Annotated in this window: 17 protein-coding genes and 1 pseudogene; 8 read left to right on the forward strand and 10 right to left on the reverse strand. The window is 44.6% G+C overall.

Annotation, left to right across the window (positions count from 1 at the left end; translation table 11 throughout):
• The coding region (locus tag RO21_RS09745) for an ESPR-type extended signal peptide-containing protein (protein WP_047977598.1) at positions 1-1,401 on the reverse strand (1,401 nt) is incomplete at its 3' end.
• A gap of 445 nt (positions 1,402-1,846) precedes the next feature.
• On the opposite strand from RO21_RS09745, the gene RO21_RS09750 reads away from it, so the two are divergent.
• The 3 genes from RO21_RS09750 (at position 1,847) to accC (ending at position 4,265) form a co-directional block, all read left to right on the forward strand.
• Positions 1,847-2,221, forward strand: a complete 375-nt coding sequence (locus RO21_RS09750) for a helix-turn-helix domain-containing protein (RefSeq protein WP_047977599.1) — start codon at positions 1,847-1,849, stop codon at positions 2,219-2,221.
• Positions 2,222-2,379: 158 nt separating this feature from the next.
• Positions 2,380-2,847, forward strand: a complete 468-nt coding sequence (accB, locus tag RO21_RS09755; RefSeq protein ID WP_047977600.1) for an acetyl-CoA carboxylase biotin carboxyl carrier protein — start codon at positions 2,380-2,382, stop codon at positions 2,845-2,847.
• 74 nt (positions 2,848-2,921) lie between these two features.
• On the forward strand, positions 2,922-4,265 hold the full coding sequence (gene accC / locus RO21_RS09760; protein ID WP_047977601.1) for an acetyl-CoA carboxylase biotin carboxylase subunit: 1,344 nt from the start codon (positions 2,922-2,924) through the stop codon (positions 4,263-4,265).
• Between the two features lie 84 nt (positions 4,266-4,349).
• Here the strand turns inward: accC and RO21_RS09765 are convergent, their stop codons facing one another.
• From RO21_RS09765 to RO21_RS09775, 3 genes are all read right to left on the reverse strand, one after another.
• The gene (locus RO21_RS09765) at positions 4,350-5,015 is read right to left on the reverse strand and encodes a MalM family protein (protein WP_053067762.1); all 666 of its coding nucleotides are present in this window, start codon (positions 5,013-5,015) and stop codon (positions 4,350-4,352) included.
• Between the two features lie 227 nt (positions 5,016-5,242).
• Complete coding sequence (locus RO21_RS09770; RefSeq protein ID WP_047977602.1) at positions 5,243-5,728, reverse strand: SprT family zinc-dependent metalloprotease; 486 nt, start codon at positions 5,726-5,728, stop codon at positions 5,243-5,245.
• Complete coding sequence (locus RO21_RS09775; protein WP_084724288.1) at positions 5,728-6,453, reverse strand: ribonuclease T2 family protein; 726 nt, start codon at positions 6,451-6,453, stop codon at positions 5,728-5,730. The genes RO21_RS09770 and RO21_RS09775 overlap by 1 nt, the downstream gene beginning before the upstream one ends.
• A gap of 344 nt (positions 6,454-6,797) precedes the next feature.
• Here RO21_RS09775 and cysK point away from each other — a divergent pair, with 344 nt between their 5' ends.
• Positions 6,798-7,748: a cysteine synthase A gene (gene cysK, locus RO21_RS09780; RefSeq protein WP_047977603.1), complete on the forward strand. Its 951-nt coding sequence runs from the start codon at positions 6,798-6,800 to the stop codon at positions 7,746-7,748.
• 126 nt (positions 7,749-7,874) lie between these two features.
• Here cysK and RO21_RS09785 read toward each other — a convergent pair whose 3' ends face one another.
• The 5 genes from RO21_RS09785 to radC all read right to left on the reverse strand — a co-directional run bounded on the left by RO21_RS09785 (position 7,875) and on the right by radC (position 12,688).
• Positions 7,875-9,407: a pyridoxal phosphate-dependent decarboxylase family protein gene (locus RO21_RS09785; protein WP_047977604.1), complete on the reverse strand. Its 1,533-nt coding sequence runs from the start codon at positions 9,405-9,407 to the stop codon at positions 7,875-7,877.
• Positions 9,408-9,736: 329 nt separating this feature from the next.
• On the reverse strand, positions 9,737-11,101 hold the full coding sequence (locus tag RO21_RS09795; RefSeq protein ID WP_047977606.1) for a diaminobutyrate--2-oxoglutarate transaminase: 1,365 nt from the start codon (positions 11,099-11,101) through the stop codon (positions 9,737-9,739).
• A gap of 338 nt (positions 11,102-11,439) precedes the next feature.
• Complete coding sequence (gene rpmG / locus RO21_RS09800; protein ID WP_047977607.1) at positions 11,440-11,610, reverse strand: 50S ribosomal protein L33; 171 nt, start codon at positions 11,608-11,610, stop codon at positions 11,440-11,442.
• A gap of 11 nt (positions 11,611-11,621) precedes the next feature.
• Positions 11,622-11,858 (reverse strand): 50S ribosomal protein L28, encoded by a 237-nt coding sequence (gene rpmB / locus RO21_RS09805; RefSeq protein ID WP_047977608.1) that lies wholly within the window; start codon positions 11,856-11,858, stop codon positions 11,622-11,624.
• A 158-nt stretch (positions 11,859-12,016) separates the two neighbouring features.
• Positions 12,017-12,688 (reverse strand): RadC family protein, encoded by a 672-nt coding sequence (radC, locus tag RO21_RS09810; RefSeq protein ID WP_047977609.1) that lies wholly within the window; start codon positions 12,686-12,688, stop codon positions 12,017-12,019.
• Between the two features lie 159 nt (positions 12,689-12,847).
• Here radC and coaBC point away from each other — a divergent pair, with 159 nt between their 5' ends.
• The 4 genes from coaBC to RO21_RS09830 all read left to right on the forward strand — a co-directional run bounded on the left by coaBC (position 12,848) and on the right by RO21_RS09830 (position 16,130).
• Positions 12,848-14,059, forward strand: a complete 1,212-nt coding sequence (gene coaBC, locus RO21_RS09815) for a bifunctional phosphopantothenoylcysteine decarboxylase/phosphopantothenate--cysteine ligase CoaBC (protein WP_047977610.1) — start codon at positions 12,848-12,850, stop codon at positions 14,057-14,059.
• Between the two features lie 11 nt (positions 14,060-14,070).
• Positions 14,071-14,526 (forward strand): dUTP diphosphatase, encoded by a 456-nt coding sequence (gene dut, locus RO21_RS09820; RefSeq protein ID WP_047977611.1) that lies wholly within the window; start codon positions 14,071-14,073, stop codon positions 14,524-14,526.
• A 31-nt stretch (positions 14,527-14,557) separates the two neighbouring features.
• Positions 14,558-15,142: a nucleoid occlusion factor SlmA gene (gene slmA / locus RO21_RS09825; RefSeq protein WP_047977613.1), complete on the forward strand. Its 585-nt coding sequence runs from the start codon at positions 14,558-14,560 to the stop codon at positions 15,140-15,142.
• A 193-nt stretch (positions 15,143-15,335) separates the two neighbouring features.
• Complete coding sequence (locus tag RO21_RS09830; protein ID WP_053067763.1) at positions 15,336-16,130, forward strand: glycosyltransferase family 8 protein; 795 nt, start codon at positions 15,336-15,338, stop codon at positions 16,128-16,130.
• A 422-nt stretch (positions 16,131-16,552) separates the two neighbouring features.
• Here the strand turns inward: RO21_RS09830 and RO21_RS13150 are convergent.
• Positions 16,553-17,395, reverse strand: a pseudogene (locus RO21_RS13150) (hypothetical protein); the annotation flags it as partial.

Here is a 17,395-nt window from a genome sequence, read left to right on the forward strand (position 1 = left end):
TTCTACATCTTTTGCTTTAACTTTTTCAGCAGCAGTGATGTTTTTAGCATTAACATTGTTAGTGGCAGTAACGTTAGTGGTATTGACATCAGTCGCTTTAACGTTGGTTGCTTCTACATCTTTTGCTTTAACTTTTTCAGCAGCGGTGATGTTTTTAGCATTAACGTTGTTAGTTGCTGTGAGATTGCTGACAGTAATATCGTCATTTAATGCTACATTATAAGTTGTTTTATCTCCGGATTTATTTGAGGTAACGGTGATATTCTTTCCATTAGTAACCTTAGTAGTTTCAGTTGGTATCGCTGAAATTTTATATATAGTTTTATCACCTACTTTTTTATTGGTAATATCAATGCCATCACCTTTTTCTATACCAACTGTCTCAGCCGGTGTAATATTTACAGTAAATACTTGTTTGCCGTTTTCTTCCGTCTCATTTACAGTTACGCCACCAGTACCTGACCTGACGATAGTGCCTTTTACCATATCAGCAACAGCTTTTAACTGAGCAATATTTGCTGCGTCTGTATCTTCTTTACCTGCAGCCACATTAGTTATTTGGCGAGTTGCTTCCGCTGAACCAACAGAGATTGAGCCTAGTGTACCCTTAGTTGTATTTTTAACGGATTCAACGTCATTAAGATACCCTTCAGAGGATTTGGCACGATCCGCCACAGAATTAGCACCTAACGCTACGCCACCCAGTACACTTGCGTTTGCTTCACGACCAATTGCAATCCCTTTCTCACCAGACACTCTCACTTTTGTACCTATTCCGATAGCATCATTTGCAGATGCTTGGGCATTTTGATTTCCGTCATAGACATTTGCATCTTTTATAGATGAGCCAATCACAATTGCATTTTCAGCGTTTGCATAGCTGTGTTGACCAATAGCAATTCCGGATTTTTTCTCTGCAGATGCTGCTGTTCCTATTGCAATTGCGTATTTACCGTTTGCGGATGATTGACGCATAATTGCGAGAGAATTATTTCCGGCTGCTTTGGCTGTAGTACCAATCGCAACACCACTATTTTCTGTTTGTGCGGCACCTCCGAGAGCAACTCCTCCGAGCCCTGCTTTACTTTTGGCACCAATCGCAACACCACCATCCTCATGTGCTTTAGCTTCTTTACCTTGATGTAAGTTTGGAATCTCAGTAGTATGGTGTTCACCGCCCATTCCTAAATTACCTGGAGTTTGATAATTTAGAGCATGTAAACCGATAGAAGCAGCAAAGGTATAACTTGCAAATATTGGGGTTAATATACCAACAATAGTTAGTTTAGATGGTTTGAGTGAAGATTGACGACTGGATTTACAATTCCCTCTTGCTAATTCTGGGACAGCTCTCCAAGTTTGGGTTGAATGATTAAATACGACTTTGAAAATTTTATTCATTAAATGTTTCCTCTATTAGATGAAAGTTAAATAAAAATTTAAGTCTCGCCAAGTAATTGTGAGAATTAAAAAATTGATTGATCCTAAACAAATAAGACCATAGATTGAACATTTTTTAATAATATTACAGTTTTATCATAAATGCAATTAAACCAATTATTTTCTATAGACTGCTAACGATCAGCTGTAAAATTGACGACTTTTGATATGTGATACTCTAGATGGGAACCTCCGCCACCACAGACGGTTAAAATCAGTGTTGCTAATAAGCTGGTGGTGAGTTTGAACGGTTTCATTTTTTAGTCTCCTAGCACTAAGGTAAGTAAAATAGCAAAAATACTCAATGATTGAGTATTTAAGAAAATATACTACTTCGTAACAATCAATGCAAGCGTATAAATCCTAAAAATAATCGCTCAATGAGTACAGCAGTTGGAAAATGAAAATGAGCAGATTTATTGCAGCGGAAGTGGATTTGGCAATTGGTAAAAGAATACAGCAGCGACGTAAAGAAGTTGGGCTAACCGCTGAAAATTTAGCGGAGCAGATTGGGATTTCGCAGCAGCAATTCTCCCGCTATGAGCGGGGTGCAACTAAAATTAATGTCGCTCACTTAGTCAATATTGCGGTGATTTTAAACACGCCGATTAGCTGGTTTTTTGCCGACAGCAAAGCGGAAAACCTGACTTTTTCCGTTCAAGAGCATTATGTGCCGATCCGCAATGATGCGCTTAAACAGCGCTTGGACTATCATTGGGCGAAGCTCTCGAATGAGCAAAAACGCAATCTGATCAATTTTTTGGATTCCATCAACAAATAGCAGGCTACTGCTACGATCAGTTGTGAAATTGACGGCTTTTCGCCAATTTTGCAAGATTTTCATCGCAAAATGGCGCAAATTCAGGTAACCTACGCAGGTTTTTCTCGGCTAAACGGGTCGGGTATGATTTATTTTTAAACTGACAAACGGATCTCACAATGGATATTCGCAAAATTAAAAAACTTATCGAATTAGTTGAAGAATCAGGTATCACCGAATTAGAAGTATCTGAAGAAGAAGGCACAGTGCGTATTAGCCGTGCTGCGCCGGCGGCAGCACCTGCGGCGGTACAATATGCGGTTGCGCCGCAAGCACCGGTTGCACCGGCAGCTGTTGCGGCAGCGACGCCGGCGGTGGCGGCAGCAGTCGAACCCGCAGCAGTGGATGTGTCCGGTCACGCGGTGCTTTCGCCGATGGTGGGGACGTTCTACCGTAGCCCAAGCCCTGAAGCGAAGCCGTTCGTAGAAGTGGGGCAAACAGTGAGCATTGGCGATGCGTTATGTATTGTAGAAGCAATGAAAATGATGAACCGTATCGAGTCTGATAAAGCCGGCACAATCAAAGCGATTTTGGTGAATGACGGTGAAGCGGTCGAGTTTGATCAAAAACTCTTTATTATTGAATAATCTTCTGACAAGCGGTGCGTGCCGGTAAAAAATCTGCAAAAACTCACCGCTTGTTACCTTAAAAGGACACGCAAATGTTAGAAAAAGTGGTGATTGCAAACCGTGGCGAGATTGCGTTGCGGATTTTGCGAGCCTGTAAAGAGCTGGGGATCAAAACCGTGGCGGTACATTCAACCGCCGATCGTGAATTAAAACACGTCTTACTGGCGGACGAAACGATCTGCATCGGCCCTGCGCCTTCGACACAAAGTTATTTGAATATTCCCCGCATTATTGCTGCGGCAGAAGTTACCGGTGCGGATGCGATTCACCCCGGTTACGGTTTTTTATCGGAAAATGCCAATTTTGCCGAGCAAGTGGAAACCTCCGGTTTTATTTTTATTGGGCCGACGGCTGAGGTTATTCGTTTAATGGGCGATAAAGTGTCGGCGATTAACGCAATGAAAAAAGCCGGTGTGCCTTGTGTACCGGGGTCGGACGGGCCGGTGGGCAATGATGCGGCAAAAAATAAAGAGATTGCCAAGCGCATCGGCTATCCGGTAATTATCAAAGCCTCCGGCGGCGGCGGCGGGCGTGGTATGCGGGTGGTTCACCACGAAAAAGATTTGGAAGAAGCGATCGCAATGACGAAATCCGAAGCGAAGGCGGCGTTCAATAATGATATGGTGTATATGGAGAAATACCTTGAAAATCCACGCCATATCGAAATTCAAGTGCTGGCAGATACCCACGGCAATGCAGTCTATTTGGCGGAGCGGGATTGCTCGATGCAACGCCGCCATCAAAAAGTGGTGGAAGAAGCACCCGCACCAGGGATTAGCGAAGAGTTACGCCATTTTATCGGTGAGCGTTGTGCGAAAGCTTGCTTGGAAATCGGCTACCGTGGCGCAGGGACGTTTGAGTTCTTATACGAAAACGGTGAATTTTACTTCATCGAAATGAACACCCGCTTGCAAGTAGAGCATCCGGTAACGGAAATGATCACCGGAGTGGACTTGGTGAAAGAGCAGCTACAGGTTGCCGCCGGTTTGCCGATTTCAATTAAGCAGGAAGATATTAAGGTGCGCGGTCATGCAATGGAGTGCCGGATTAACGCCGAAGATCCGAACACCTTTTTACCGTCGCCGGGTAAAATTACCCGTTTGCACGTGCCGGGCGGTTTGGGCGTACGTTGGGATTCCCACATTTACGCCGGCTATTCCGTGCCGCCGCACTACGATTCAATGATCGGGAAATTGATCACCTACGCGGAAAGCCGTGATATAGCCATTCGCCGAATGGAAAATGCGTTGTCGGAAACGATCATTGACGGGATCAAAACCAATATCCCGTTGCACCAGCAGATCCTAGAGGATAAAAATTTCCGCAAAGGCGGCACCAATATTCACTATCTAGAGAAAAAATTGGGTTTGAAATAAGAGCATTTTAACAATAACAAGGCACGCATTTGCGTGCCTTATTTTTTACAGAAAAGTGGTTGAAAGTAACCGCTTGCTGTTTGCCTATTTGGATAAATGGCGAATAAAAATTTGGCGGGGCTGGGTTAAGCCGAGTTTCTCCGCTTCATTGACTAAATTCATCGCTTTATTGATATCACGATTTTTTAGAGCTGCTAAAACGGCGTGATTGAAATAATCTTCGGTACTTTGTTCAACCGGTTTAGACGCAATTTGCGTTGCCGTTTTTTCCGTTGTCGGCTGAGATGCAGGGCGATCGCCGAATAAGCCGATAAATTGGTTCGTGGCTTGTCCGTCTTTTAGGGTTAAAGTAATTTTGCCTTGCGTGCTGTGCTGAATATCAATATCGGCAATTGCAGGCGGTTGATTGCCTTTCGCTTTTGCCAGCAGTTTAGCAGGGTGAGTTACCCGTGTTTTGCCTTGCCTATCTTGGTCGGTTGTGTAGATCAGTAAATAGACGGCGGTTTGATCTGCTGTTGGGGTGAGATTGAGCTCGCCGATAAAGCGAGCAGGGTGTAACCCTTGTTCCTGCTCAAACCGAAATTGTGATGACGGGTAGTGCAGTGCCGGTTTAAATTGGCTGTCTAAGACCAATACGTTTGGGGCGAAGACCGATTGATTTTGAACAACCTCACTGGTAATGCTAAGCTGAAGCGTCCCTTGATTTACCGGTAGCCGATAGCCAATCACACCGCCACTTGCCCCTTGCATTGTGGCTAATTGCTGTGTGGAAAGATCAAGAGTCTGACTGTGGCTCGGCGAGATTGTACGCCGGCGATGAACTCACTGTCTTCGGTTTTATAGCCTGCATCGGTGCGTTTGAGCATGTAATTTATCGAGTACTTTAACTTAACGCTGAAAACCTTTAGAAGCCTTGCATTGCAAGGCTTTTTTCATATCTAACTTTTCTAGTTATTTCTACCTGAAATGCGAAGTATCTATTCCGCCACAAAACGCAATACTTGATGGCAGTGCCGGCAAAAATACTGCCGTTGTTGGCGTAACACGGCATTATGGCGGCGTAAGGAAAGTTGGTGGCGCTGACAATGGCAAATATATTCAAATTGCTGGCTGACATTGCGGGTATCGAAACAATGATAAATCTCTGCCGGTACGTTTAAGACCTTTTCCATCATCATTTTCCATTCTTTGCCGTGGGGTTGAACCCGTCCGAATTGTTGATAAACCAAAATATGCGCTAACTCGTGCGGTACAACCTGTTGAATAAATGCCGTTCCATTTTCTTGCAATAAAATCGGGTTAAACCGAATTTCATTGCGTTGTAGATATGCAACGCCTGCTTTTAACCCTCTCACTGCATAACTAACACTTGGCGGTGTAAAGGTTTTATCGAAATAGCTGTTCGCTTTGGCGAGATCTCGTTGTAACTGACGTTGTACTTGCATTTTTAACTGGCGGAACATTAGAGAGGGCAATCCATTACATTCCAATGTCGATCGTAGCAAATATAGAGTTCATTTTTGCTTGCACCTAAATAAGCCGTTTTCAGTTCAGGGTTATGCGATTTCAGCCACTGGAACAGTGCCTTTCTCGACATTGCCTCATTCGGCAACACGAGGCGATCAAACAAGGCTTTCTGCTTTGCAAAATATTGCTCGGCACTGTCAAAAGCACAAGCACCGTGCTTTTCCCACTGCCCTTGCAATAATGCCGCTCCCGGCGATTCCGGCAGATATTGCTTAATTAAAGCCGCTGGTAACGGGGGCAAATCACCTTGACAAAAACGAGGATGATCCGCAGGTTCACGTGCTTGCCGACTCTGCGGCCACAAACCGTGAATCACCCAGCCGAATTGGCTCTCTTTGCCGCATTGATATTGCAAATGACGTGGCGTATCACCCTCATTTTTATGTTTTTGTATCTCGCAAAAACCCGGCGACCAAGACAACGCCAACATATAGTAATCTACTTTTGCCGTGCGGTTTTGCCCTAACTTATCCTGTGCCATTACGGTATCATACTGCCCTAAATTTTGGGGAATATCCGCTAATACCCTTTGTTCGGTTTTCGTTGGTGCTTTACGCTCGTGCCGCTCATTGATAAACCAGTTGATCGCAGCAAGTATTAAAATCAGCCCGATAAATAACCACTGTATCATTTTACGTGTGCCAAGTTGAATCTGTTTCATTTATTCTCTACCCTTTAAAAACGCACTATGACGGAATTTAAACCGCCTTGCAAGCGGTCTGATTCCACCGTTCTTTTACAAAACAGCACTATTATGTCGTAAATAGATAAAAACGGCTATATTGACTGATACAGCTCTTTCACAAAATATGGGAGATATAGGCTGATACCGCTACGACATAATAATGAAACTTCGTGCTTATCCCAATTCATATTGCCAAAACCCTCTTAATTGACCACTTTCATATTCTATTTAATTATATTAAATGCAATTCTTTTCATTAACTTCTACTTAAAAAACGGTATGCTTAACTCATTCATTGATTAAATAGAAAGGAAGACAAAATGACAATCTACGCAGACAATTCAGAAACAATCGGCAATACTCCGCTTGTTCGCTTAAAACATTTTGGGCAAAACGGTAATCTGTTAGTAAAAGTGGAAGGACGCAATCCGAGTTTTAGCGTGAAATGCCGTATCGGTGCCAATATGGTGTGGCAGGCGGAGAAAGACGGTATTTTAACCAAAGATAAGGAAATTGTGGATGCAACCAGCGGTAATACAGGGATTGCGTTAGCTTATGTTGCCGCCGCGCGTGGCTACAAACTCACCTTAACAATGCCTGAAACAATGAGTACCGAGCGTAAACGGCTGCTGCGTGGTCTAGGTGCAAATTTAGTGCTGACTGAAGGGGCAAAAGGAATGAAAGGCGCTATTGCCAAAGCGGAGGAAATTGTCGCGAGCGATCCAAACCGTTATGTAATGCTGAAGCAGTTTGAAAACCCTGCCAATCCGGCGATCCACGAGCAAACTACCGGTCCTGAAATTTGGCAAGCGACCGAAGGGAATATTGATGTTTTCGTGGCAGGAGTCGGCACAGGCGGCACGATTACCGGTGTCAGCCGTTACCTCAAAAAAACGCAAGGCAAAGCGGTAATCAGTGTGGCGGTTGAACCAAAAGAATCGCCGGTGATTACGCAAACATTAAACGGCGAAGATATTCAACCCGGCCCGCACAAAATCCAAGGGATCGGCGCAGGTTTTATTCCCAAAAATCTCGATCTCAGCCTGATCGACCGTGTTGAGCAAGTGGATAGTGAAACTGCTATTGCGACTGCCCGCCGTATTATGGCAGAAGAAGGAATTTTAGTCGGGATTTCATCGGGTGCGGCGGTTGCAGCGGCGGATCGGATCGCCAAACTACCGGAATTTGCCGATAAAACCATTGTTGCTATTTTGCCGTCTGCATCGGAACGCTATCTCAGTACCTTGCTGTTTGAAGGCATTGAAGCATAAGCCCTGCAAATCCGACATTATGTCGCAATAGCATAACGCAAATGATTGCTCATAGTAGGGACGCCACGCCGGCGTCCGTTTACAAGATCTGATCAAGCAAAAAAGATAACCTAACCGACCGCTTGTCTAGTCAATCGGCGGAATATATTCGCCTTTCACAATCGCCTCTTTGATCTTGTCCGCTTGGCTTTGCACTTGAGCAAGCAAGGCTTTTACATTATCAAGCGTTGCAATCGGGCTTAACGTAGTCATTTTGAGGGACTGCACATTACCGACTTTGGTTACACCGATATTCGCTTCGCCGCGGGCAAACAATTCGTCCGCCACATTTTGATTGAGAGCGTCCAAATGTTCGCTCGGATAGCCCTGTGGCACAACGCGGAATAGCACAGAGGCAAATTGCGGTTCAACCAGCAATTCCAAGCCTGCCGTTTGCTGAATGTAATCCGCAACTTGGCGGGTTAAATCGACCCCGTGGTCAATCATCGAACCGTATAGATCTTCACCTAAGGCTTCTACCGTAAACCACAGTTTCAGTGCATCAAAACGGCGGGTGGTCTGCAATGATTTCGCCACCAAATTCGGTACACCGTGCTGCTCGTCATAGTCGGAATTGAGATAGTCCGCTTTATAATCAATAAAACGGTAGTTATGCTCGTCCTTCAACAAAAATGCCCCGCACGAAATAGTTTGGAAAAAATGCTTATGGAAATCGAGGGTAACGGAATCGGCACGCTCTAAGCCATTGAGGAAATGACGGTAGCGGTTAGAAAGCAGTAACGCCCCGCCCCACGCGGCATCAACGTGCAACCAAATCCCTGCCTGTTGGCAAATCTCACTAATTTCCGCCAAAGGATCGATCGCCCCTGCATCCGTTGTGCCGGCAGTTGCCACCACACAAGCGATAATGTTGCCGCAAGCGGTCTGTTCTTGGATAATCTTTGCAAGCGCCGCAACGTCCATTTGAGCATTTGAGCGGCACGGCACGGTGATGACGGACTGAAAGCCCATTCCCATCATCGCCATATTTTTCTGCACCGAAAAATGGGCGTTTTCCGAGCAAAGCACTTTCACCTTTGCCAACGCTTCGGGCGGCAATCCTGCCTGCTGTACCGACCATTCCGAGCCGTCCGCCTGCTGCCAATGCTTCGCAATGCACGCATCACGGGCAAGCAACACGCCCATTAGGTTTGATTGCGTACCTCCGGAGGTAAACACGCCGGCTTGCCCTATGCCATAGCCAACCTTTTGGCGTAACCAATCGATCAACTGCACTTCCATTAGCGATCCCGCCGGACTTTGATCCCACGAATCCATAGACTGATTCGTAGCGTTAATCAACACTTCGGCAACTTGGCTGGCAACCATTGTCGGACAATGCAAATGTGCCAACGAGTGCGGGTGATGCACTTTCAAACTTTTGTTCAAAAACAGATCCACCAAGCGTGCCAGTGATTTTTGCACGCCCAGCCCCGCTTTTGACGGGCTAAAGGCAATTTCCGAGCGTAACTGCTTGATACTGCCGCCCGTGTACATTTTTTCATTTTTTAGCCAAGCACTGACCGCTTGCACGGCTTCATTCATCGCCGTTTGATAATCAGCAATGGATTGCGCATCATTACAAAAAAGCGCTTGTTTGTGTTGGGAGAGATTTGTCATTCTATTTATTCCAAAATCCGTAAATACGCACTTGTGATCTATTATATTAACGCTTCGACATACGTTGAGATATGTACATTTTGATTCTTTCAAAAAAATAAAAAAATGCTAACGCAATGATTGTAAACAAAAATCCTGCCACTAAAGCAGCTATTATGATTGCATCTATTTTCTCTGATGAAGTACAGAATAAAAACACAGAAACGAGTAAAAACGAACCTACCGCTAGGTAGATACTCATTTTCTTATATTTCTTCACCAAATATTCCCCAATAAGTTGCAGGATCAATTCAACAATTACTTGCATTGGCTAGCATTTAATTAAGTTATTATCCTCTCACCGCTTTCAATGCCTCTGCTACCGCTTGACTAAAGCGGTTAATCAGCTCTTCGCACTCGGCTTGAGAGATGATTAACGGGCAAAGAATCCGCACCACATTGCCGCCACGTCCGCCACGCTCAAGCAATAATTTGTGGTTAAAACAGGCTTTTTGGATCGCCGCTGCCAATTCGGTATCCGCCGGATATGCGCCGATACGATCTTTGGTTTGGCGTTCATCAACAATTTCAATCCCGATCATCAGCCCTTTGCCTCGCACATTGCCGATACAGCCGAACTGCTCACTTAGCCGTTTAAGCTCGGTTTGGAGGAAAGCACCACGCTGCTCGGCATTGTGTGCCAAATTCTGTTCTTTCATTATTTTTAATGATGCATAGCCCGTTGCCATTGCCAGTTGATTGCCACGGAATGTGCCGGTATGCCCTGCCGGTTGCCACGCATCAAACTCTTTTTTGATCGCTAATACCGCTAACGGTAAGCTACCGCCCACGGCTTTGGACATTACAACCACATCAGGCTCAATACCGGCGTGTTCAAAGGCGAACATTTTACCGGAACGGCAAAAACCGGCTTGGACTTCGTCTAAAATTAAAACGATACCGTGTTTTTGCGTTACTTCACGGATTTTCTGCAACCATTTTACCGGTGCGGTTACTACGCCGCCTTCACCTTGAATCGCTTCCAAAATCACTGCCGCTGGCTTAACCACACCGCTTTCCACATCTTCAATAAAGTTCTCAAAATAGTAAGTTAAAGCATCGACACCCGCTTCGCCGCCAATACCTAACGGGCAGCGGTACTCGTGCGGATAGGGCATAAATTGCACGCCCGCCATTAGGTTTTGTACGGCATTTTTTGCACTGAGATTGCCTGTCATTGATAATGATCCGTGCGTCATTCCGTGATAGCCGCCGGAAAATGCGATCACATTGCCCCGTCCGGTATAGGTTTTAGCCAGTTTAATCGCCGCTTCTGTGCCGTCCGCACCTGACGGTCCGCAGAACTGGAGGCGATACTGATCTTTTGGAAAGAAAGAGAGCAATTCTTGGGTAAATGCATCTTTAAGTGGGGTGGTTAAATCTAAGGTGTGTAACGGTAAACCGCTCGCCAATACATCTTGAATCGCTTGGATAACCGCCGGGTGATTATGCCCAAGGGCTAATGTGCCCGCACCAGCTAAACAATCCAAATACTCGTTGCCTTCAACATCGGTTACCCAGCAACCTTGTGCTTTGGCAATCGCAAGGGGTAATTTTCTCGGATAGCTACGCACATTAGATTCCATTTGATTTTGGCGATCTAAATAATAGGCATTTGTGGCTTGGGAAATCGGGTTTACAGGAGTGTTTGTCATTTGAAAAAGACCTTCTTTAAGAGGTTAAAAAAATAAGTCGGGTGCCTTGCGGAAAGCCTAAGCTTTCTTATCCTGAAAGATAAGACGCCTTGGGGCATTTGACTCGCTACTTATTAAAAAAAGCGTTTCAGCTTTTTTGTTTTTGCCCTATCCTTTCTGAGGAAATAGGTTGGAAACGACGCCTTAAATAGCGTGGATATTTAAGGGCGGCTAATAGTACATTTTTCTAGCAAAAAGGAAAGTGTTTTTTGCGGAAATTGACCATTTTTCTATACGATTTAAGCAGATAAAGAAAAACCCGACTGTAATCAGTCGGGTTTGAAATGAGCTTCAGCAAATTATTTGATTTTTGCTTCTTTGTAGATAACGTGTTTACGCACAACAGGATCAAATTTTTTGATTTCCATTTTTTCCGGCATATTACGTTTATTTTTGGTTGTTGTGTAGAAATGACCTGTTTCTGCAGAAGAAACTAAGCGGATTTTCTCACGAGCGCCTTTAGCTGCCATTAGTTAGCTCCTTAGATTTTTTCACCACGAGCACGGATTTCAGCTAACACTGCATCAATGCCTTTTTTATCAATAATACGCATACCTTTCGCTGTTAAACGTAAGGTTACGAAACGTTTTTCGCTCTCAACCCAGAAACGGTGAGTGTGAAGATTTGGAAGGAAACGACGTTTTGTCGCATTCATTGCGTGTGAGCGGTTGTTACCAACTGCCGGACGCTTGCCTGTTACTTGACAGACTCTAGACATTTGAAATTCTCCAATATTACTTAAGCTTAAGCTAAATGGTTCGGGTTATCAGGGCAACGCCTTCCGACTACCTCGTCAGGTATAAAACCCGACCCACAGACTATTTTAAAGACTGCGGATTATACTGATTTTAGTCAGCGCTTACAAGGGGAAATTTGTTAAATTTCCTGTTCCAGCTTATCTTCCTCGAATGAAAAATAATCGCCCTTACCGACAATAATATGATCGATAAATCGGATATCGACCAAATCGCACGCCATTTCAATCTTACGCGTTAAAAAACGATCCGCCCCGCTCGGCGTACAATTGCCGGACGGGTGATTATGCGCCACAATAATCGCCGCCGCATTATAACGCAAAGCCGCTTTAACCACTTCTCGAGGGTGAACGGAGGCTTGGTTAATCGTACCGTAAAACATTTTTTCTTTTTTAATCAATCGGTTTTGATTATCTAAAAACAGCACCATAAACACTTCACGCTCGTTGTCTTCCAACTCCGATTGAAAATACATCACCGCCAATTCCGGCGAAGTGATGGCTTCGGTCATCTCCATCTGTTGAGAAAGGTAGCGTTTTGTCATCTCTTTGCTGGCTTGTAATTGAATATATTGCGTTTGCCCCAGCCCTCGCAGCTTACAAAAAGCCTCCAAATCCGCAGTCAATAATCCTCGAAGCGAGCCGAAAGTAAGTAGCACGTTTTCAGCGAGTGCCATTACCGGCAGATCTTTGATGCCCGTGCGTAAAAAGATTGCCAGTAGTTCGGCATCAGTGAGGGCGGCAGCCCCCTCTTTTAATAATTTTTCTCTCGGCATTAAAGGCGAGTTTGCCATTTCGTTACTCCGTCTCATTGAAAGCATCAGCATAAAATGCCGTTTCAATTCACACAAAGGCATATTGTGCGTTTTACGATACAGATCGCAAAATTAGGGGATTGTGAGTGAGTACCTATTTTCAGTACAATAGCACTATCTCAAGCAATGAGGCATTCTATGTTAAAAAATAAACATATTGTGGTCGGCATTACCGGCGGGATTGCCGCTTACAAAACCATTGAGCTAATCCGCCTGCTCAAAATGGCAGGGGCAGAGGTGCGGGTGGTTCTCACCCCGGCTGCCGAAGCCTTTGTAACGCCTCTCACCTTACAAGCGATTTCGGGCAATGCGGTGTCAAATTCACTGCTCGATCCGCAAGCGGAACTGGCAATGGGACATATCGAACTGGCAAAATGGGCTGATTTGGTGGTCATTGCGCCGGCAAGCGCCGATTTTATTGCCCGTTTACGACTTGGAATGGGCAACGATCTTCTTTCTACCCTCTGCCTTGCCACCCCTGCACCGATTTTAGTTGCGCCGGCAATGAACCAGCAGATGTACAAGCGGTCGATTGTGCAACAAAATCTGCAAAATCTGCGTGAACAGGGCGTAATGTTGATTGGGCCGAACAGCGGCTTTCAAGCCTGCGGCGATATAGGTGCGGGCAGAATGGCAGAGCCTGCCGAAATAATACAGGCGATCCGAGATCATTTTTCAAATCAATCGGATTGGGCGGATCTGAGTGTCGTGATCACCGCCGGCCCGACACGTGAAGCGATCGATCCAGTACGCTATATCAGTAATCACAGTTCGGGTAAAATGGGGTTTGCAATCGCCGCCGCTTTCGCGAAACGTGGGGCAAAGGTACATCTCATCGCCGGCCCTGTGCATCTTGCCACGCCGGATAATGTGCAACGTACCGATGTTCAATCTGCCTTGGAAATGGCAGAGCAAGCGGTCAGTTTAGCCACAAAAAATGCTATTTTTATCGGCTGCGCCGCCGTCGCGGATTATCGTGTCGAACAGGTCGCCACCCATAAAATCAAAAAAACCGATGACAACGATAAATTCACCCTCACACTCGTCAAAAATCCCGATATTATTGCAAGTGTGGCACATTTAACGGAAAATCGCCCCTTTGTGGTGGGCTTTGCAGCCGAAACGCAAGATGTCGCCGCCTATGCCCAAGCCAAATTAACCCGCAAAAAATTAGACTTAATTTGCGCAAACGATGTATCGGGCGGGCAAGTGTTCGGGCAAGATCAAAACGCCCTGCACCTCTTTTGGCAAAATGGCGAGAAAATGTTACCGCTTGCGGACAAATCCGCTCTTGCCGTGCAACTTGCCGAAGAAATTGTAGCACGTTACCGCCACAGCTTACCTCAATAGGAAAACAAAAAATGAAGCAAATCGACTTAAAAATTTTAGACCGCCGTATCGGTACGGAATTTCCGCTCCCGACTTATGCCACAGAAGGCTCTGCCGGCTTGGATCTGCGGGCGTTACTTGACCAGCCGCTTACGGTGGAAGCGGGGCAAACCGTGCTGATACCGACCGGCATCGCGATCTACATTGCCGATCCTCATTTAGCGGCAGTGATCCTGCCCCGCTCCGGCTTGGGACATAAAAACGGCATCGTGCTGGGCAATTTAGTCGGGCTAATTGACTCCGATTATCAAGGGCCGCTGATGGTATCCCTGTGGAATCGTGGCGATCAGCCGTTCACCGTAAACGTGGGCGACCGCATTGCGCAAATGGTGTTTGTACCGGTGGTGCAGGCACAATTTAATTTAGTCAATGATTTTCAACAAACAGAACGAAGCGAGGGCGGTTTTGGACATTCAGGCAAACAATAACGAGATCACCACGGTAACCCCAACGGTTAAAATGCCGAAAAAGTCGATCAAAGAGCGTCAGCAACAAGTTTTAGAGGTGTTAATCGGTCTACTCAATGCCGAAACGGGAATGCAACGGGTTACTACCGAGCGTCTTGCCAAGGCGGTCGGCGTGTCGGAGGGGGCGCTCTACCGCTATTTTCCAAGCAAAACCAAAATGTTTGAAGCCTTGATTGAGCGGATTGAATTTACGCTCAATGGCTATATCAATGTCAGCAAACGCCAAAATGATACGGAAACGGCAATAAAGGCGATTTTGCAAACCATTTTAGACTTTGCCCAGAAAAACCCCGGTGTTACCCGTATTCTCACCGGACACGCCTTGATGTTTGAAGATGCAATGTTGAAATCCCGTATCGCAAAATTTTTTGACGGCTTAGAGCTGCAATTTATGAACATTCTGCAAATGCGAAAATTACGCGAAGGGCGGGCATTCAACGATGAGCGCGCATTAGCCGGCTATTTGGTAACATTTTGCGAAGGGCAATTTTTACGGTTGGTGCGTTCTCATTTTCAGTTTAACCAACACCAACATTTTGAAAAACAGTGGGCGTTGATCAAGCCGGTATTTTATTAAACCTTAACCATTTCAAAAACGTGAATTTCGCTCACATTGTAGGGACGCCACACTTGCGTCCATTGATAACACATTGGAATAATTTGATTTACTAATGGACGCAAGTGTAGCGTCCCTATATTTGCATCGGAATAGCGATTTTTACGGATTTGCTAAATAATTTCAAAGACAAATAATAACGTTAGGAAATATTATGTATGACAAACAAACAAACAAACAAACAAACAAACAAACAAACAGTATTATTTTAGCGGCAGATAGCCGCTTTGCAACACAACTGATAACAACAATAAAATCAATTTGTTATCATAATACACATTTACGCTTTTATTTATTAAATCGGGATTTTCCGACGGAATGGTTTGATTATTTAAACCGCTATCTAAACCAAATTGAGTGCCATATTTACGATATCAAAGTTAATTGTGAAGAAATTAAACACTATACTACATTCGAGCATATCGCCTCGGATTCAACCTTTTTTCGCTATTTTATTCCGCAATTCTTAGCGGACGATATCACTCTCTATTTAGATTGTGATGTCATCGTAAACGGCAACTTAGATATGCTTTATCAGGTTGATTTAAAAGATAATTTTGTCGGTGCAGTAGTCGATCCGATCAATCCGGCAGAATTTAATGCCGGTGTCTTACTCATCAATAATCAACGTTGGAAAGCAGAAAATATTACTCAAAAGGCGATGGCATATCATCAAACCCATTCCGAACAAATTAAAAACGGTGCAGATCAATATGTATTAAACGCATTATTTAGACCGCATTGGCAACCGCTACATCCCTATGTGAATTACCAATTAGGGCTAGATTTCGTCAATCAATATCAAGCGGACTTAATTGAAGATATTGGTGAGGATATTCCGCTTATTCTAATAAATTCCATTTTGGTAAATAATTTCATTAAAAATCAATTGCTTAAAATTTGTTTCTGTCTGTTTATAATGTTTTGTGGCTGTAAAGTGGCTGTTTAGTCTTTCCTTACAGTCATTTTTTATTTTGTAAGAAAAATTCATATCATAAAGCTACGTCATTTTCATAAATATTTGAAAAATAATAAGTTTATTTCTTATTGGCATTAGATTGGTTCAAAACAACCTGAAAAACGCTGAAATTAGCTGAAAATTTTACAAAATAGATCATCTTAACGGATCACCATTCCACAATACTTTAACTTGATTTTATGCTGAAATTTAACTGAAAAATCAGCCGTTTTTTGCAAAAATTCCGCGGGGGAGGCGGTGCTTTTTCCGTGCCGCTGACGCGGACGTAAAATTTTGACGTGAGATTTAATTTCAAGGTGGGGAAGATAAAACTAGAGAGCCGTAAAACTACAGTAAGAATAGTAAAAATGTCGTGAGAATGGAAAAAATAACCGCCTGACAAGGCGGTTAGGCTAAACGATAATGGGGGTTAATTTTGATTTTTCACTGCTTGCCTGTGATTTGTAACGTTGAAAGGCAGATTTCTGGTCTGGTGGTGATCCGCCTCGGTGGGTGTGATTAGCCACTTCGTTTGCAAGGTCAGCTAGAATTTGTACTGTCGTTTCTAAAATGCGGAAGATGTTTTGACCTTCTGTGCCAACGTGGCTTTTGGGTGCGAGCATTTCCGCTTTTGTTTGGGACAAGAGAGAAATCACGCCTTTTACTCTTTCCTGTAAGTCGCCGCCTACGCCCGTGATTTTATTGCTTGCGGTGATTTCATCAATATTGCCTAGCACCTGTGTGCGTTTGTTGCCACCGACTGTTGTGCTTGAATCGGCATCAATATGTTTGGTCGATTGCCCAACAGTTTTTATTTCGGTATCGGTGGTAATTTCACGGTTAAATGATTTTTCTCTAATCGTTTGATCCGTTTCTTTGTGCATATTGCCGCTGGCATCAACCCGCTCGAATACTTCGGGGCGTTGTTGGCGCAATATTTCACCGATCCCCACTTGTGGGAGCGTTTTGCCTTGAGGATAGAAATTGCGAATGACAGGCTTGTCGCTGCGACCGTTGATGAAGCCGATTTCGACTATTGTGCCAATTTCGGGGAAGGCAAAATCACCGCCTTGTGATGCCGTGCTAGTAACCGGCAAGGGTACGGCAGGGAATACAGGCACACTTTTATCGTCTTGGTTATTTTCATCTAGCAGTTGCACATCAACCGCATATTTAGGGCGGAATGGGTCGGCAATATCACCGGATTGGCTCGGATCGGTAATCGAAACAATTTTGGCATAACGCGCCAAATGATA

It is taken from the genome of Muribacter muris, from assembly GCF_001038205.1.
In the GTDB taxonomy this organism is placed as follows: Bacteria; Pseudomonadota; Gammaproteobacteria; order Enterobacterales; family Pasteurellaceae; genus Muribacter; species Muribacter muris.

Coding starts and splice junctions, on each gene's coding strand:
- RO21_RS09830 (WP_053067763.1), top strand. CDS start 15,336: ATGTATGACAAACAAACAAACAAACAAACAAACAAACAAACAAACAGT.
- cysK (WP_047977603.1), top strand. CDS start 6,798: ATGACAATCTACGCAGACAATTCAGAAACAATCGGCAATACTCCGCTT.
- RO21_RS09775 (WP_084724288.1), bottom strand. CDS start 6,453: ATGAAACAGATTCAACTTGGCACACGTAAAATGATACAGTGGTTATTT.
- rpmG (WP_047977607.1), bottom strand. CDS start 11,610: ATGGCAGCTAAAGGCGCTCGTGAGAAAATCCGCTTAGTTTCTTCTGCA.
- slmA (WP_047977613.1), top strand. CDS start 14,558: ATGCCGAAAAAGTCGATCAAAGAGCGTCAGCAACAAGTTTTAGAGGTG.
- accB (WP_047977600.1), top strand. CDS start 2,380: ATGGATATTCGCAAAATTAAAAAACTTATCGAATTAGTTGAAGAATCA.
- accC (WP_047977601.1), top strand. CDS start 2,922: ATGTTAGAAAAAGTGGTGATTGCAAACCGTGGCGAGATTGCGTTGCGG.
- RO21_RS09765 (WP_053067762.1), bottom strand. CDS start 5,015: ATGCAAGGGGCAAGTGGCGGTGTGATTGGCTATCGGCTACCGGTAAAT.
- RO21_RS09785 (WP_047977604.1), bottom strand. CDS start 9,407: ATGACAAATCTCTCCCAACACAAACAAGCGCTTTTTTGTAATGATGCG.
- coaBC (WP_047977610.1), top strand. CDS start 12,848: ATGTTAAAAAATAAACATATTGTGGTCGGCATTACCGGCGGGATTGCC.
- radC (WP_047977609.1), bottom strand. CDS start 12,688: ATGGCAAACTCGCCTTTAATGCCGAGAGAAAAATTATTAAAAGAGGGG.
- RO21_RS09750 (WP_047977599.1), top strand. CDS start 1,847: ATGAGCAGATTTATTGCAGCGGAAGTGGATTTGGCAATTGGTAAAAGA.
- RO21_RS09795 (WP_047977606.1), bottom strand. CDS start 11,101: ATGACAAACACTCCTGTAAACCCGATTTCCCAAGCCACAAATGCCTAT.
- RO21_RS09770 (WP_047977602.1), bottom strand. CDS start 5,728: ATGTTCCGCCAGTTAAAAATGCAAGTACAACGTCAGTTACAACGAGAT.
- rpmB (WP_047977608.1), bottom strand. CDS start 11,858: ATGTCTAGAGTCTGTCAAGTAACAGGCAAGCGTCCGGCAGTTGGTAAC.
- dut (WP_047977611.1), top strand. CDS start 14,071: ATGAAGCAAATCGACTTAAAAATTTTAGACCGCCGTATCGGTACGGAA.